13 protein-coding genes are annotated in these 15,942 nt (G+C 40.0%); 4 read left to right on the forward strand and 9 right to left on the reverse strand.

What is annotated here, in order from left to right; genetic code table 11:
- Nucleotides 1-78 precede the first annotated feature (78 nt).
- From AC27JR_RS10940 to AC27JR_RS10960, 5 genes are all read right to left on the reverse strand, one after another.
- Nucleotides 79-1,638 (reverse strand): AbgT family transporter, encoded by a 1,560-nt coding sequence (locus AC27JR_RS10940; RefSeq protein WP_487173605.1) that lies wholly within the window; start codon nucleotides 1,636-1,638, stop codon nucleotides 79-81.
- Between the two features lie 143 nt (nucleotides 1,639-1,781).
- Nucleotides 1,782-2,057 carry a YfcL family protein gene (locus tag AC27JR_RS10945; RefSeq protein ID WP_054202147.1) on the reverse strand — a complete coding sequence of 92 codons (276 nt, stop codon included), beginning with the start codon at nucleotides 2,055-2,057 and terminating at the stop codon, nucleotides 1,782-1,784.
- 3 nt (nucleotides 2,058-2,060) lie between these two features.
- Nucleotides 2,061-3,203 (reverse strand): ATP-NAD kinase family protein, encoded by a 1,143-nt coding sequence (locus AC27JR_RS10950; protein WP_487173606.1) that lies wholly within the window; start codon nucleotides 3,201-3,203, stop codon nucleotides 2,061-2,063.
- Entirely contained in the window at nucleotides 3,193-3,747 is a 555-nt protein-coding gene (locus AC27JR_RS10955; protein WP_055011741.1) for an elongation factor P hydroxylase, read from the reverse strand. The genes AC27JR_RS10950 and AC27JR_RS10955 overlap by 11 nt, the downstream gene beginning before the upstream one ends.
- A gap of 153 nt (nucleotides 3,748-3,900) precedes the next feature.
- Nucleotides 3,901-7,086, reverse strand: coding sequence for an HD domain-containing phosphohydrolase (locus AC27JR_RS10960; protein WP_487173607.1), 3,186 nt, complete (start codon nucleotides 7,084-7,086; stop codon nucleotides 3,901-3,903).
- A gap of 196 nt (nucleotides 7,087-7,282) precedes the next feature.
- Between AC27JR_RS10960 and AC27JR_RS10965 the strand changes: the two genes are divergently transcribed.
- Nucleotides 7,283-7,981 carry a 2'-5' RNA ligase family protein gene (locus tag AC27JR_RS10965; protein ID WP_487173608.1) on the forward strand — a complete coding sequence of 233 codons (699 nt, stop codon included), beginning with the start codon at nucleotides 7,283-7,285 and terminating at the stop codon, nucleotides 7,979-7,981.
- Nucleotides 7,982-8,026: 45 nt separating this feature from the next.
- On the opposite strand, the gene AC27JR_RS10970 is transcribed toward AC27JR_RS10965, so the two are convergent.
- From AC27JR_RS10970 to prmB, 3 genes are all read right to left on the reverse strand, one after another.
- Nucleotides 8,027-8,413 carry a DUF4112 domain-containing protein gene (locus AC27JR_RS10970; RefSeq protein ID WP_010391373.1) on the reverse strand — a complete coding sequence of 129 codons (387 nt, stop codon included), beginning with the start codon at nucleotides 8,411-8,413 and terminating at the stop codon, nucleotides 8,027-8,029.
- Nucleotides 8,414-8,539: 126 nt separating this feature from the next.
- The gene (gene aroC, locus AC27JR_RS10975; RefSeq protein ID WP_487173610.1) at nucleotides 8,540-9,637 is read right to left on the reverse strand and encodes a chorismate synthase; all 1,098 of its coding nucleotides are present in this window, start codon (nucleotides 9,635-9,637) and stop codon (nucleotides 8,540-8,542) included.
- 91 nt (nucleotides 9,638-9,728) lie between these two features.
- Nucleotides 9,729-10,664 (reverse strand): 50S ribosomal protein L3 N(5)-glutamine methyltransferase, encoded by a 936-nt coding sequence (gene prmB, locus AC27JR_RS10980; RefSeq protein ID WP_487173611.1) that lies wholly within the window; start codon nucleotides 10,662-10,664, stop codon nucleotides 9,729-9,731.
- A 297-nt stretch (nucleotides 10,665-10,961) separates the two neighbouring features.
- Between prmB and smrB the strand changes: the two genes are divergently transcribed.
- The gene (gene smrB, locus AC27JR_RS10985; RefSeq protein WP_138606237.1) at nucleotides 10,962-11,519 is read left to right on the forward strand and encodes an endonuclease SmrB; all 558 of its coding nucleotides are present in this window, start codon (nucleotides 10,962-10,964) and stop codon (nucleotides 11,517-11,519) included.
- Between the two features lie 17 nt (nucleotides 11,520-11,536).
- Nucleotides 11,537-12,460, forward strand: a complete 924-nt coding sequence (locus AC27JR_RS10990; RefSeq protein ID WP_487173612.1) for an AEC family transporter — start codon at nucleotides 11,537-11,539, stop codon at nucleotides 12,458-12,460.
- A 54-nt stretch (nucleotides 12,461-12,514) separates the two neighbouring features.
- On the opposite strand, the gene sixA is transcribed toward AC27JR_RS10990, so the two are convergent.
- On the reverse strand, nucleotides 12,515-12,991 hold the full coding sequence (gene sixA, locus AC27JR_RS10995) for a phosphohistidine phosphatase SixA (protein ID WP_076918984.1): 477 nt from the start codon (nucleotides 12,989-12,991) through the stop codon (nucleotides 12,515-12,517).
- Between the two features lie 184 nt (nucleotides 12,992-13,175).
- On the opposite strand from sixA, the gene AC27JR_RS11000 reads away from it, so the two are divergent.
- Nucleotides 13,176-15,899 carry an insulinase family protein gene (locus AC27JR_RS11000; protein ID WP_487173614.1) on the forward strand — a complete coding sequence of 908 codons (2,724 nt, stop codon included), beginning with the start codon at nucleotides 13,176-13,178 and terminating at the stop codon, nucleotides 15,897-15,899.
- The last annotated feature ends 43 nt before the right edge of the window (nucleotides 15,900-15,942 follow it).

Below are 15,942 nucleotides of genomic sequence, written 5' to 3' on the forward strand. Positions count from 1 at the left end.
GTAGAATAGTTCACTTAACACAAAAAAGCCCCACCAGTTCAGGGTGAGGCTTCTACTTTGTTATAGCGGTTATATTTGTTAAGGCGCTACTGCTGGGTACACGTAACTGGCATCAAGTCCTAATGGGATACCGAGTGCCCAGTAGCCTAGCAAGAAGATACTCCAGCCAATCATAAAGGCGATTGAATACGGTAGCATCATCGCGATAAGCGTACCAATGCCTGTGCCTTTAACGTATTTTTGACAGTACACCACCACCAGCGGGAAGTATGGCATTAGCGGGGTGATAATATTAGAGCTAGAATCTCCCACACGGTACGCTGCTTGCGTTAAGTCTGGCGAAATACCGAGCTGCATTAGCATAGGTACAAATACCGGACCTAATAGTGCCCACTTAGCCGAGCTTGAACCAACAAACAAGTTTACAAAACCAGTTAGGAAAATAATCCCTACTACCGTTACAGAGCTCGGTAACTCCATTGCTTTTAATACTTGAGCCCCTTCAATGGCCAGTAAAGCACCTAGGTTTGATTTACTAAATGCAGCAATAAATAATGAACAAAAGAATGCCATAACAATGTAATACGCCATACCATTCATAGCTTTGCTCATCGCATCTATCATGTCTTTAGAGCTTTTAAAGGTCCCTACAGTAAAACCATATACTGCGCCTGGGATCCAAAATAACAAAAATATCAGCGGCACTATTGATTGCATTAGTGGTGAACTAAAGTTTGTTAACGAGCCATCGCTGCTGCGCATCGCTGAATCAGCCGGTGCAGATACATAGGCTAATAATGCAATACCTGCAATCATTACGGTACTGGCAATAAGAAATGCACGTTTTTCGTCACTACGAGCATCTTCAAATGCTGGTAGATCCTGAGTTTCGCCATCTACTGGTGAATTTTTTAAACGTGGTTCAATAATTTTATCGGTGATATACCAACCTAGCATCACAATAAATAAGCTTGATGCTGAAGCAAAGCCCCAGTTATTAAGCGGGTTAATGCTCATTGTTGGATTAATAATTTGTGCTGCACTTTGCGTAAAACTTTGCAGTAATGGGTCAATCCCAGATGGGATAAAGTTAGCCCCAAAGCCACCACTTACCCCGGCAAATGCCGCTGCAATACCGGCAAGCGGATGACGACCAGCTGCAAAAAATATTACCCCAGCAAGTGGAATAACCAGCACATAGCCTGCATCGGTCGCAGTATGGCTCACAATAGCCACTAAAATAATTGAAGGTGTTAATAATTTTTTAGGCGTTACTTTGAGCATTAATTTAAGGCCGGTATTAATAAAGCCCGAATGCTCTGCAACTCCCACACCAAGCATAGCAACCAGTACTACACCCAGTGGCGCAAAACCGGTGAATGTTTTTACCATAGAAGATAAAAAAGTGGCCAACGAATCGCTCGCAAGCATGTTATTGATGATAATGGCTTCGCCAGTACGAGGGTCTATTGCATCAAACGTGACGCTTGAAAACCACCAAGACAAAAACCAAATTAATAACATGGCAAACAAAAAGATAATTGCTGGATCAGGAAGTTTATTCCCTACCCGCTCAACAAAATTTAAAAATCGCGCAACTATGCCCGTTGGCATTGTCGCATCATTATTGTTATTCATTTCACTTGTTCCCTAGAATTTAGACTACGCTACTTTAGCGTATCTAAGGAATGAGGTAAATTTTAACTGAATAAACAAGTTCTTTTTTAGGCACAAAAAAACGCGGCTCAGTGGCCGCGCTATTATTAATGAATAAAAAAAGCTTATGCGAGCGCTTTTACTTCATCCCATATTCTTACTACGAGTGCTTTATCATCTTCATTAAGTTCGCCATTGCGATAAGCTTTTACTAAGCTTTTTTCAACCGTGTCGTTTAGTTCTGCAACTTCTAGATTTAATTCTTCAACTTGTGCATAACCTACGGCTAAATCAAAGTGGCCGCGTAAATAACCGCCGGCAAATAACTCATCATCGGTGGCTTTTATCACTAAATCATCAAAATATTGCTGCGCAGCATCTATGTAATTTACTAAACTCATGTGTTACTTCTCCTCTGGGTGCAGCCCATCTTGATGACCTACTGCATACATAATATGGTCGTTAAACCCACTGGTTACACGTATATAACCGCTTAATTCATCATCTAATTTGCTATCACCGGTATCACAAATCAGCGGTCGGCCATTTAAAGCCTGTAATTTTGTTTTAGTAGCCACAACAATAATATTATCGCGGCCTATCGCTTTAATTAACGCAGGACTGAGTTGTTGATTGCCTCGACCAAAAATATGCCCTTGGCCGCCAATTAGAGTAATCACTAACTTTGTTTCATGTCCTGTCGTAAGTTCAAGTAATTGTTGGGCTGTTAGGTCTTGGCCTACTAAGGCTTGATCTTCAACTAAATCAACACCGAGTAAGGTATTTTCAAGCCCCATTTCTTCCATCACCGCACCAACGGTAGAGCCACTGCCCATAACATAGAGGGTATCGGCATCCATTTCACTAACGACATAAGCAGCTATATCTGCTAGCACCATCTCGTCAGTTTCTTTACCGCCATTTTTAACCGCTTGTACATAGCGCACTTCACTTGGCACTTGCATTTCACCATAACGTTTTGCTTTTACTGTTCCTTGGCGAAAAGCCACTTCATCAATGTCCATCACATCAGCATCGCTTAATGTTACCAGCTCACCTTTAACTAACATTTCAACTACGCGGCCTGCGGCTTTTGGCGTAATGGCATATACCCCTGAGTGAATTTTACACCCTGCTGGAATGCCCAACACGGGTACCGAGTCTTCTACAGCATGGCAAATGTTGCGCGCCGTTCCGTCGCCACCAGCAAATAAGATTAAATCAACACCTTGTTGCTGTAATAAACGAGCTGCAGCTTCGGTATCGTCACTGGTTGTGGGTGAGTTACTTTGATATACCACTTGCGTATTAAAGCCCAGCGCTTTTGCTGTTTGCTCCCCCATTTCATCATTAACAGTATAAATAGTAATGTTTGATTGATGAGGTACCAGCACTTCAAGTGCAGCTTTAGTGCGGCTATTTGACTTAGGCTCTGCACCTAATGCGATTGCTTTAGCAGCGGTCTCTTCGCCATCACTGCCCTTTAGCGCCACACTACCACCGAGTCCTGCGACCGGATTTACAATCAACCCTAACTTAAACTGCATCTTTTAGCTCCTCGGGAGAATGCCATGAAAACTGCGCAGCATGTAATGGCCACGTGGTGTTATAAAATTTACACAGTGCTTTTAATAATAAGGTTGTTCTTGGGTTAAACCCGTTTTGCAACAACTCTAATAACTTTGCATGAACACGCGATTGAAACGCAAATCGACAAGTTTGCTCACCATTTAAATTATCTACCGATACGTTAAAATCAAACCCAGCAGCCACACTCAGTGCCCACTCTATTGCTTGAGGTTTTACCTCTACTGATTCAAACTCCGCTTGCTGTGAAGCATCGCGCCCATCAGGGCAATACCAATAACCATAATCTTCAACTAAGCGGCGCTGAGAACCTGCCACTAACCAATGGGCTATTTCATGCAATGCGCTGGCATAAAAACCATGGGCAAACACAATTTGATGATGCGGGGTTGTATCATTTGCGGGAATGTAAATAGGCTCATGCTCACCTTTTACCAAACGCGTGTTATAGCTTTGGTAAAAAGTGTGTTCGAAAATAGAAATTAGATCAGCTACTTGGTGCATAAATACTTCGTATACTCGTTTGAACCCGATGCTTTAAAGACAGATGAAATTAGTATAAAGCACACTAAAAACGAAGCGAATTGTACGTACTTTTATCTACAAAGTAAAAAACAAGCGATTTAATTTTATCGCTTTGACCATCACCGATCACTGCTAGGTTATATATTTAGAAATATCTACTTCATCTATTTGTTCAGCATTGAGATAGCGCTTAGCATAATCAAGATAAATACCTGAACTTAAAAATAATTCAAATACGGCTTTATCAACATGCTGATCGGCCACCATTTTAGCTAATATACCTATGGACTCACTGAGTGTTTTTGCCTTTTTATAGGGCCTGTCGGCTGCTGTTAATGCTTCAAAAATGTCAGCAAGTACCAGCACCCGTTCAGGTATCGATAAATCATCGGCACTTAGTTTACGAGGATAGCCAGTTCCTTTTAATGTTTCATGGTGAGTAGAGGCAAAACGCGGGACACGCTCCAACTCTTTAGGAAATGGTAATGTATCGAGCATACGTATGGTACTTATAATATGCTCATTAATTTTAAACCTATCTTCTGCGGTAAGGGTGCCTCTAGAAGTTTGTAAATTATAAAGCTCCCCTAAATTATATTTATATTTACACGGAGCAATTTTTATTCCTAAACGCTCGTCATATTCAATCGGTTTATCATGAGGAATTAAATGCCAAGGTTTATCACTGAGTAGCTTTTCATTAGCAGGCAGCGCGTCACTCGTTTGTGTATAGCGATACATTTCAACAGGTGAAAGCCCTAGCTTATCGTCAAAGTGCCGCACCCAAGTAATATTACTCAGCAAGGTTAAACGCTCGAGCGAGGCTGCTGTGATTTTTTCGCCGCCAATATTACACTGTGCAATAAAGGCAAAATCGTCCAGTAATTGTTGATGTTTAGCTGCCAACTGCTTAGCTAGCTCACTCTGATTTTTTGGGGTTTGTTGCAATGACTTGTAGTAATCAAGCTCGGCATCTCGCCAAAGGACTTCAAACCGTGTTCTTACTTCATGAATACGATTATAAATCACTTCCAACTTAGTGCCTTTATCGACAATGTGCTCTGGAGTAGTTATTTTACCGCAATCATGTAACCAAGCAGCTAAGCTAAACTCTTCAATCTCCTCATCACTTTTAAATTTAAACGTTTGAAAGGCAGGTAACTCTGATTCTGAAGCGGCTTTAGCAAGCTCAATACCTAACTCTGGGACACGTTCGCAGTGTCCAGCAGTGTAGGGAGACTTATCATCAATTGCTTCAGCTATAAGCTCAACAAACGAAGCCATGAGTGCTTTTTGGCTTTCTTCGTGTTGTTGTATCGACTTGCTCATTTCGACCATAGAGCTGGCTAAAGTATTAATTTCTTTAATATGACTTTTTAAGGTTGAGACTTGCTTAAACTGACGATTTTTAATTTTATTATTTTCACCCACCAGCGTTTTAATTGGGGCAACAATGGGGGATGCAAAAAACCACGACACAGGTAATATCAAAATAAGGCAAACAGCAGTAATGATAAGAGAAAGCTTTATTTTTTTCCGTGTAGAACTCAATACATCTTCTTTAGAAACCATAATGGCTAAGTAACCTGTACTGGCTAGCGATAAATAGTCAGATAAAGGCTTAATAAATACATACTGTTCTTTGCCATTAATATGCACTAACTTTAAATTAGAGAAGTTACTATCATCGTCTAATAAAGTAATTAATTGCTCATAGGGGACAGTGCCCACAACTTTTGATTTTTTCTCTGGATTAGTATTAAGCCATTTATCACTAAGTTGTTGTTTAAATTGCATAGGCAGTTGCGTGGCTGCATAGTCAAACAAGGCTTTTAATTGAGCGTCTTGGTTATGAAATAATAAGTGATAGTCATTTGAAAAAAGCGCGGCACTTTCTTCATCTAGTTGATTATACTGAACCCCATCAATAAAAAATTGTTGTTGGATATATTGTAATACCGCCTTGCTGTCTATTCCCGCATAGGTATCACCATTGGCTACATGCGTTAACAACGTTTTTGTATTGGGAACCTCTACTAAGTTAATTTCTGGAAATTGCGCTTGCAATGTTTTTACAATTGACCAGCCCTCACCCACTGCAACTGACTTACCAGCAAGTTGCTGTATGTGGGTGATTGGTGGGTTGCTCTGATGGTTAACAATACTCAAAGGCAAATTTACCATGGGTGTACTAAGCATACCTAAGGTATTATTCGTTGTGGTATTAACTACAGGATGAAGTACATCTATCTGATTATTTTTAAATAAATTAAGTAATTCTTGCCAACTAAGTCCATTAACATAATTTATCTTAATACCCAGTAGCTGCGCAATCGCATTGATATATTCAACACTGTAGCCTTTGGGCGTACCACTAACGCTAAAATCCATAGGGGCCCAATTTGTTTCGTTTGATACTGTAATAGTCGGATATTGTGCAATTACTTTTTGCTGCTGCTCGCTTAGCGTTAATCGATTCAAACTTTTATTATTATCAACATTTACCTCTTGATTTGAAGCAACAATCTCTCCTTCTCGATTATATATAAATAACTGCGCAGAGTTATGCATACCTAACTGCTGCTGTTGTGTTACTAAGTAATTAGAAATATTATCAACCATAATCCCAAGGCCTAACACATGGCCTTTATTTTTAGTTTTAATTGAGTAGGTTTGCCCTGAAGTTTGTAAATGCGTGAATAAGTAAGGTTTAGTTTTATTAACCTGCTTTGAGTTTGCTTGTTTAAACCAGGTTTGCTCTCGGGGATCAAAAAACGTCGGTTTATTGGTTTTTTTTCTTAGGTTAAAATCTGCATCAAAGTAATACCTGTGCTCTATCCTTTGGCCTTCTTCACTTTTAATATGGATCACAACCCATCGGTCATTATCAACCGTATTTAAACGTTCTCTAACTATTTTACCACTTTCAAGGTTAATAAGCTCATAAAAGTCCCCGTTGTTATAGCCCATAAAAAAAGCATAAAACAAAGGGTTCAATTCCATTATTTCGCTTAGTACATTACGCAACTCTGTTTTATCTGAAAAGTTATCACCCACTATTGAGGTATTTTTAACCATCATATTTAAGCTGTTTTCTGATTTCTCATTGACGCGTGTTAGGTAATCAGCAACAGATTGGGTGGTCATATTGAAATGCTGCAAGTTAGACTCCAACGCCATTTTTTCGCTGAAGTAATACTGTAAGCTAGTGGCTATAATGGCGGTAATAGATGTTGCCAATACAAATACCGCCACAACCGTTAAACGAATAGAAAAGCGCACTGTTCTTTTTAACTTATTTAACGCTTTAAATATCATTGAACTTTCCTTGAAGCACTTTTAAGAGCAATAAATACAGAGAGTTGAATACTGCTAGAAACAATATCCATAATCCGTATGGGGCTAAAGTAATATTAGTCACAAAATCAAAAATATAAAACTTTATGCACTTATTTACTGATCACTTAATTGCGCTTACCATATGCCAACCAAAAACCTAAATTGACTCACTCTTATGGTTAAACAACACAGCTCTTTGTCGTGGCTATTTATCTCTATTACATTTTTAACACTGTTGGCTACTTCTGCCAGCAGTTATGCAAAAAGCATAAGTATTAACGTATTTGCTATTCCTTCTAAGCCTATTGTTGAGCTAGTCGCTAACACCAGCGATAAATTGGCTACGCACCAAATTACTACGTTTTACCAACAAGGGTTACCCGTGCATGCTACTTTGTATTTAACAGATTACCCACTTGAAGCACAAAACGAAATTAAGAAAGTGGTAGAGCGTATTGTAAAAGGGCATCAGTCGTTTGAGATAAAAGCCAATGGATTTAGTGTGTCACCAAGTAATTGGGCATTTATAAACTTAGAAAAATCATATCAGTTACAACGCTTAGCCGATGAGGTTACCCTTAAGCTTGAGCCGCTTCGCGATCATCAAGCGCCAGTGCCTAGCTGGGTAAAGCATTACCCTAATAAACTTGTGGCTTTTGAACGTTATGGCAGCCCAAATGTATTTCAGAATTTTCAACCGCATTTAACACTACTCGCAAATGAACAAAGCCCAGCATTAGCGTTAGTACAAAAAGCACTGCACGCTGAGCCACCGCAGGCTAAAGGGGAAATAATTGGGATTGGAATTGGAGTGTCTGATCAATTTGGTCAACAAAAAGAAATACTCGCTAAGTACTTTTTTGATGCCAAATAAATAGTTAATAACAGGGCTAATTACACACTTTGTAACTAATAATGTTTATGGGTTTGTAGTTAGCTTATCTGTTAAATGTTTTTTAAGTATGCGGGTGTTACGCGTATTTGCTTTAAACATGGCATCAAAAATATCTCCAAAAAATGGAATGAGCCCGCCAACAAAATCAATCAACATATTTATAATAATACGGCTTTTTACTCGCTTGCTAACACCTAAGCGCTGCGCTTCAATTAGTACATAGCCAGACAAAATAAGCCCTGCTAAATCACCTATCACAGGTAAAAGCCCAATCAGCGACTCTACACCAAATTTAAATTTAGTAAACGGAATACCAATGCTGCTATCGGTAAAGCGGCTAAACTCTTCGAGCCGTTTTATGGTGGCTTTATATTCAGTTTGTGAGATGGAAGCTTGATTGTTTTTTTGCATACTAACAGCTCTCTTATTTTTAGGTGCGCTGAGCACATTTAAATTGTTGAGCGGCAATAAAGATGTATAGCCTGTATATACTAAACGCGCTATTGCCCGTTTAGTATAGTTTTAAACGTAAGGCGCTTAAATAGCGCCTTTAATTGGCCCATGTTCGTGGTGTACATGTGGGTTTTGACCGCGTTGACGAAGTAAATGATCCATTAAAGTAATAGCCATCATTGCCTCAGCAATCGGAATAGCACGAATGCCTACACAAGGATCGTGACGACCTTTGGTGATCATCTCAACCGCTTCATTTTCGGTGTTAATACTATTACCGGGAATAGTAATGCTCGATGTCGGTTTAAGGGCAATTGATGCGATTATATCTTGGCCTGTTGAAATACCTGCCAATACGCCGCCGGCATGATTTGAGGTAAAACCATCAGGGGTTAACTCATCACGATGTTCTGAGCCTTTTTGCTCGACTACATCAAAGCCATCGCCAATTTCAACGCCTTTAACAGCATTAATACTCATTAATGAATGTGCAAGTTCGGCATCTAGCCTATCAAATACGGGCTCACCTAAGCCAACAGGTACATTTTTAGCCACTACTTTTACTTTGGCCCCCACTGAGTCGCCTTGTTTTTTTAGCTCGCGCATATATTCATCAAGTACTTCAAGCTTACTTGTATCTGGGAAGAAAAATAAGTTGTTTTCCACTTCGTCCCAATCGTAGTTTTCGGCTTTTATTGGCCCTAATTGACTCAAGCATGCTTTAATTTCAATACCATGAAACTGCTTTAAATACTTTTTAGCAATGGCGCCTGCCGCAACCCGAATAGCGGTTTCACGCGCAGATGAGCGGCCACCACCACGGTAATCGCGTAGGCCGTACTTGTGCCAGTAGGTATAGTCACCGTGACCTGGACGAAATACGTCTTTAATTTTGCCATAATCTTGTGAGCGTTGATCGGTATTTTCAATTAATAAACCAATACTGGTACCGGTGGTTTTACCTTCAAAAACGCCCGCTAAAATTTTAATTTGATCGCTCTCACGGCGCTGCGTGGTATAGCGACTTTGTCCAGGCTTTCGACGATCTAAATCGTGTTGTATGTCGGCCTCTGTTATCTCAAGGCCTGCGGGCGTGCCATCCACTACGCCGCCTAATGCAACGCCGTGGCTTTCGCCAAAGGTGGACACTTTAAATAACTGCCCTATGCTATTACCTGCCATTAACTTTCCTCATTCCTAATGACTTATAGCCGAGAATTATCTCGGCTATTGTTTTGCCCAGCCATTTGGGATGAATGGCTAGTATTAATTATTACTGTGCAAAGTAGGCATCTAGTTGTTGCTTGCTAATAACAAACACACCTAATCCGCCTTGTTCAAACTCAATCCATTCAAATGGTGCGCCTGGATACAGTGCATCCATATGTACCATAGAGTTACCTACTTCGACAAATAACAAACCGTTATCTGTTAGATGCTCACTAGCTTGATCTAAAATAGTACGTGTTACATCAAGGCCATCGTGACCCGATGCTAACCCAAGCTCTGGCTCGTGGTGGAATTCACGTGGTAAATCAGCCATATCTTCAGCATCAACGTACGGAGGGTTTGCTACGATTAAGTCATATTTTTGCCTAGGCACACCACTGAATACGTCAGACTGGATCGGTAATACACGGTCACTTAGTTGATAGTCAGTGATATTAATATCAGCCACTTCAAGCGCTTCATAAGATATATCAACCGCATCAACTTGCGCATTTTCGAATGCTTGTGCCAATGCAATCGCGATACAACCCGACCCCGTACATAAATCTAAAATACGCCCAACTGACTCTGGCTGCTCTAGCCAAGGTGTAAAACGATTATTAATAAGCTCAGCAAAAGGCGAGCGAGGAATTAATACACGTTCATCCACATAAAATGGCATATTGGCAAACCATGCAATGTTGGTCAGGTATGGAACTGGGGTAAAATCGTTAATGCGCTCGGCAATTAAGCCTGCTAAACGGTTTTTTTCAGTGCTGGTTAAACGGGCATGCATCAGCTCTTTGGGTGCATCAATTGGCAAGCTAAGTGCTGGTAATAACAAACTTACCGCTTCATCCCATGCGTTATCGGTGCCATGACCAAAGAAAATACCGCTACTTGCAAATTGACTTGTCGTCCAACGAAGCCAATCGTGTAAGGTTGAAAGTTCTGCAACAGCTTCATCCAGGGTTGCTTCTTCTATTAGTAATTCACTCATCAGTATTATCTGCCTGCTACTTTCAAAAAATTAACTCAATCGGGGCACACTATGAGCCCCATGATTGCCCTATTGTATACCCAAGCCACCTCTAGGTGCGAGTGACAGTTAGAATTAAAAGTAATTTAAACAAGGCATTGATTGCAAGTGTAATAGTCACTCTGTTGTTCAAATCAATAACGCAGTATAAATCGCTTTTAAACTAACCTTATTGGCGCCGTACTATGCACCTCAAAGCTGCTTGGGTATCACACCTTTTTACTCGATTTTTACCACTTTTTTGTTTAGACTGCCGCTATGAAAAAAGATCCACACTCAAACAGCCTAATTAGTCCTGATGACATTGACTTGTTTCGTCAAAGTATCAGTGGTGCGCGCGTGTTCAAACAAGACACTCACCGTTTTAGTAATAAACCTAAAGTGTCACAAGCGAAGCAATTTGCCCAGCAAAAAAAGCAACAACAATCAGAATTTTTCTTTTCTGATGAATATGTGCCCGATATAGACACTAACGGTACTGTTAATTATGTGCAACAGGGTCAGGATCGTTTTTTAGCGAAACAACTACGCCGAGGGGATTTTATACCTGATTTAACCCTCGACCTGCATGGCTTAAATAAAGAAGTAGCCAAAGATGAACTCGCAGGGCTTATTCATGAGTGTAAAAAAAAGCATTACTACTGCGCCTGTGTTGTACACGGAATTGGCGGCCATATCCTCAGGCATAAAGTGCCGCAATATTTAGTGCAGCACCCCGACGTTATTGCTATGCATCAAGCACCACTTGAATATGGCGGTAAAGGTGCAGTACTCATATTAATTAACTTACCGCAAAGTGATGAGTTTAGACGCTAATCAATAAGAGCCCTTTAGTGCATATATTTTCGATTATATTCCCGCTGATTTTTATTGTGCTATGTGGCTATATTGCTAGTCGCAGTGGCTTTTTAGAGCGCATCCACATAGCGGGGTTAAGCAAGTTTACTTTTTATATTAGTGTGCCGAGCTTTTTATTTTTAAATATGGCCAAAGCAGACTTACAAACCAGTGTCAGCTTAAATGGTTTTTTAAGTTTTTACATTCCCGTGATTTTAATTTACTTTCTTGCCCTGGTTATTGACCGCTATATTCTCTCTAAACACCCTCAATACGAGCGTCACAGTGTGTTTGCCCTTGGCAGTAGTTATTCAAACACCGTATTAGTGGGCTTGCCGATTATTATTGCCGCATTAGGCGAGCAAATGATGGGCATTATTTTTATGATCATTACCTTTCATAGCGCGTTATTGTTCACCCTTACTTTTTTAATTAGTGCAAACAGCGCCAGTCATGTGTTTTCCTGGTCAGCATTTGCCAAGAATATGCTACTAAATCCAGTGGTGTTAAGTATTAGCACTGGTTTATTGGTTAATTTGGCAGGGGTTACTTTATTTGCTGATTTAACTAATGGCTTAGCACTTTTAGCTAAACCTGCAATTGCCTGTGCGTTATTTGTTTTGGGCGCCAACTTAGCCTTTTATAAAGTTAGCGATAACTGGCAAGCAGCAGCTATTGCCAGCCTATTAAAATTAGTCATATTACCTGCCTTGGTGTTATTGCTAGGCACACACGTATTTACACTTAATGAGTCACTGTTAAAAGTACTGGTACTATTAAGTGCATCGCCATTAGGCGTTAATGCCTATTTAATTGCATCCCAAATTAAGCAACATCAAGATACCCTAGCCAGTGCAGTGGTTTTATCTACAGTGTTAAGTGTGCTGAGTTTTAGTGTATGGTTGACCATTTTACTTTAGATAAATGCCTAACCACGTTTTATCGTCAGGCCTTTAGTTGGGAAAATTCGTAGTTTATACGGTTACATTAGCTGGCGCATTTATGGTGATGTAATCACTTTTAAGGCTCACTTCATTGTAACTAATTTGGGCAACTGCACCGGTGTTAAAAATTGGCATATTACCCGGGCACAGTTGGTCAACCAAATAGCTCACTATGGGCATATGGGCAACTACAAGCCAGGTATCGCATTCGGGGTGAAGCGCAATTAGCGTTTCTAAATAATCTGCGGCAACCTGGGGGTTCCCATCAGGAATAATATCGTGACAGGTTTCTTCAAATAAAAAGTGATTACTTTTTTTAACAGCCTCGGCCGTTTGCTGCGCTCTAACATAGGGACTAACTAACAAGCCACTGGGAGCGTGCATTTTTTGCAACCATAAACCCATCTTTTCAGCTTGTTGCTGACCCACAGAAGTCAAATTTCTACTGACATCATCAGCCTGCATAGGTATTGCTTCACCATGACGCATTATCAAGATTGTTTTCATAAAAAATCAACCAATTAAAGAATATAAAACAGTAGCCAATTTGCTCGAATTTCCGCTATATTAATAACTCAAACCTATTTATTTTCTTAAAATAGTTCTTTCATGATGTTCAGGTAAATAGCGTCGCATTCCTGAAGTTATCATCTGTTGTTAACAATTATACGTTTAGTTTCAGGAGCATCATTTGAAAATCAGCACTAATGATAACAGAGCTTACCGCACACTAACACTGGACAATGGTCTAAAAGTGCTTTTAGTGCACGATCAGGACTCAGTAAAAGCGGCAGCCTCCATGGCTGTAAACGCCGGTCACTTTGACGATCCTCTTGATAGGCAAGGCTTAGCACACTTTTTAGAGCACATGCTGTTTTTAGGCACCGATCTGTATCCTGAATCAGGCAGCTTTAATAATTTTGTCTCTCAATCTGGTGGTAACACCAATGCTTGGACTGGTACGGAGCATACTTGCTACTTTTTTGATATAAATAACAATCATATTGAATCGGCGTTAGCGCAATTTAGCCGTTTTTTTATAGCGCCCACATTAAACCCCGCAGAAACCGAAAAAGAACGAAATGCTATTGAAGCTGAGTTTAAATTAAAGATTAAAGATGATGGCCGACGTATCTATCAAGTGCATAAAGAAACGGTCAACCCTGCACACCCATTTGCTAAGTTCTCCGTAGGCAACTTACAAACATTAGCTGATAGAAAACGCTGTATTAGTGATGAATTACGTGACTTTTTTAATCAGCATTACCAAGCTCAATGGATGACTTTAGTGATTTGTGCCAATGAATCATTAGATACACTTGAGGCATGGGCAACTCAGTATTTTTGCCAAATTAAAGGCAAAAAAGGTAAGTTAAAGCCACCTATAGAAGCGCCGCTTTATCGCAGCCAAGACTTAGGTAAGTTGCTTCATATAGAGCCACACAAACACGTACAAAAGCTGATTATTAGCTTTGCCATGCCAAACATAGACGATTTTTATCGTCATAAAACAGTTAGTTTTATTGCCCATTTACTAGGATACGAAGGGCAAGGCTCGCTATATTCAGTACTTAAAGAACAAGGTTGGATCAATGCTCTTTCTGCCGGAGGTGGCATCAACGGTAGTAACTTTAAAGATTTTAATATTAGTATGGCGCTGACCGATGAAGGCATTGAATACTACGAAGACATTATTGAAATGGTATTTGAATACATTTGCTTAATAAATAACAACATCGGCAAACTGCCTCGCTTGTATCAAGATAAACAAAAACTGCTGCAAATCGCATTTGATAACCAAGAAAAATCTCGACTGATTGACTGGGTCAGTAATTTAAGTATTAACATGCAACATTACGATGAAGTTAATTACTTACAGGGCGACTATTTAATGGAAGGCTTTAAAGCCACCACTCATGAAATGGCGATGCAATGGTTAACCCCTCACAATATGCGTTTAGTGCTGATTCATCCGGGTGTAGAGCCTGAACACACAGCTGCTTGGTATAACACACCGTATAAAATTGAAAAACTGTCACTGCATTGGCTCGAAGCGCTGGCACAAATTAGTCAGCCACAAGGTGAAATGTTATTACCTACCGCAAATCCTTATTTAGCTAAAGATGTTGTTTTATATCCAATAGAGTCGCAGCAAGCTCATCCAACGTTGCTGATAAAAGAAGCTGGCTTTGACTTTTGGTTTAAACAAGATGCCACCTTCAGAGTGGCCAAAGGGCATTTTTATTTAGCCATGGACTCTGACTTTGCAGTTAAAGATGTAAAACATATGGCATTGACTCGATTGTTTTCAGATTTGTTTATGGATAGTGTTGGCGAGCAGTTTTACCCAGCTGAGCTTGCTGGCTTAAGTTATCACTTGACCTCTCACCAAGGCGGCTTAACTTTACATACTGCGGGGCTATCTTCAAGCCAACTTGAGCTGGTTGATCAACTAATTGATGCACTATTTAACGTAAAAATTTGTGCTAAACGCTTTGCTGAATATAAAAAGCAACTAGTAAGGCATTGGCGCAATAGCAACCAAAACAAACCTGTTAGTGAGCTCTTTAGTATATTAGGCGCTAAAATAATGCCGTGGAACCCACAGCCTGACGAGTTAGCAAATGCACTTAAAGATACCTGTTTTCATCAGTTTAATGAGTTTAGACAGGCGTTTTTTAATGCACTTCATGTTGAATCTTTTTTACATGGCAATTGGCAGCAAAATGAGGCACTTGAGTTTCAGAAAAAGGTGGCACTGCACCTTAAAAAGTCAGCGGTCATAGAAGATTTAAAGCGCCCACTTTTTGAAATTACCAAAGTGACTCGTTACGAATTAGAACTCGCTTGTAGCGATAATGCTATGGTGATTTACTACCAAGCATTAAGCGATGATGTTGATGAAAAAGTAAAAATGATGGCGCTTAATCATTTAATTAATCAAGATTACTTCAATGAGCTAAGAACCACACAACAACTGGGCTATTTAGTTGGTGCCGGTTATGCGCCCTTTAATACCCGTGCCGGAATTGCATTTTATATTCAGTCACCTAAATTTGAACCTAACACGTTACTGCACAGGCATAACGTGTTTATCAGTCAGTATTTATCAACCATTGATGAACTAACAGAGCAAGTCTGGCAGCAACAAAAACATGGGTTAACAACGCATATTGCCGAAAAAGACAAAAACTTGCGTTTACGTTCACAACGTTTATGGCTTGCTATTGGCAATGGCGATCATCAGTTTCATATGCAGCAACGCCTGCTGGATTCTTTAAACGCGTTAACGCTTGAAGATTTAAAAATCTATGCAGCTGAAATTTTCAATGTAGATCGCCCAAGATATGAGCTTTTAAGCGCTAAAACTGCGAATCAATCGGAGAATCTACCACTTTACTCGCATTCTCTTTGACTCTTGCTCGCGCTTGATTTAGATTGTCTTTTGTAAATAAGAA

It is taken from the genome of Pseudoalteromonas sp. NH0006-26, assembly GCF_057552415.1.

Bases quoted from the DNA above. Each gene is read 5' to 3' on its own strand.
- AC27JR_RS10940 (WP_487173605.1), bottom strand. From the start codon at position 1,638: ATGAATAACAATAATGATGCGACAATGCCAACGGGCATAGTTGCGCGA.
- AC27JR_RS10945 (WP_054202147.1), bottom strand. From the start codon at position 2,057: ATGAGTTTAGTAAATTACATAGATGCTGCGCAGCAATATTTTGATGAT.
- AC27JR_RS10950 (WP_487173606.1), bottom strand. From the start codon at position 3,203: ATGCAGTTTAAGTTAGGGTTGATTGTAAATCCGGTCGCAGGACTCGGT.
- AC27JR_RS10955 (WP_055011741.1), bottom strand. From the start codon at position 3,747: ATGCACCAAGTAGCTGATCTAATTTCTATTTTCGAACACACTTTTTAC.
- AC27JR_RS10960 (WP_487173607.1), bottom strand. From the start codon at position 7,086: ATGATATTTAAAGCGTTAAATAAGTTAAAAAGAACAGTGCGCTTTTCT.
- AC27JR_RS10965 (WP_487173608.1), top strand. From the start codon at position 7,283: ATGGTTAAACAACACAGCTCTTTGTCGTGGCTATTTATCTCTATTACA.
- AC27JR_RS10970 (WP_010391373.1), bottom strand. From the start codon at position 8,413: ATGCAAAAAAACAATCAAGCTTCCATCTCACAAACTGAATATAAAGCC.
- aroC (WP_487173610.1), bottom strand. From the start codon at position 9,637: ATGGCAGGTAATAGCATAGGGCAGTTATTTAAAGTGTCCACCTTTGGC.
- prmB (WP_487173611.1), bottom strand. From the start codon at position 10,664: ATGAGTGAATTACTAATAGAAGAAGCAACCCTGGATGAAGCTGTTGCA.
- smrB (WP_138606237.1), top strand. From the start codon at position 10,962: ATGAAAAAAGATCCACACTCAAACAGCCTAATTAGTCCTGATGACATT.
- sixA (WP_076918984.1), bottom strand. From the start codon at position 12,991: ATGAAAACAATCTTGATAATGCGTCATGGTGAAGCAATACCTATGCAG.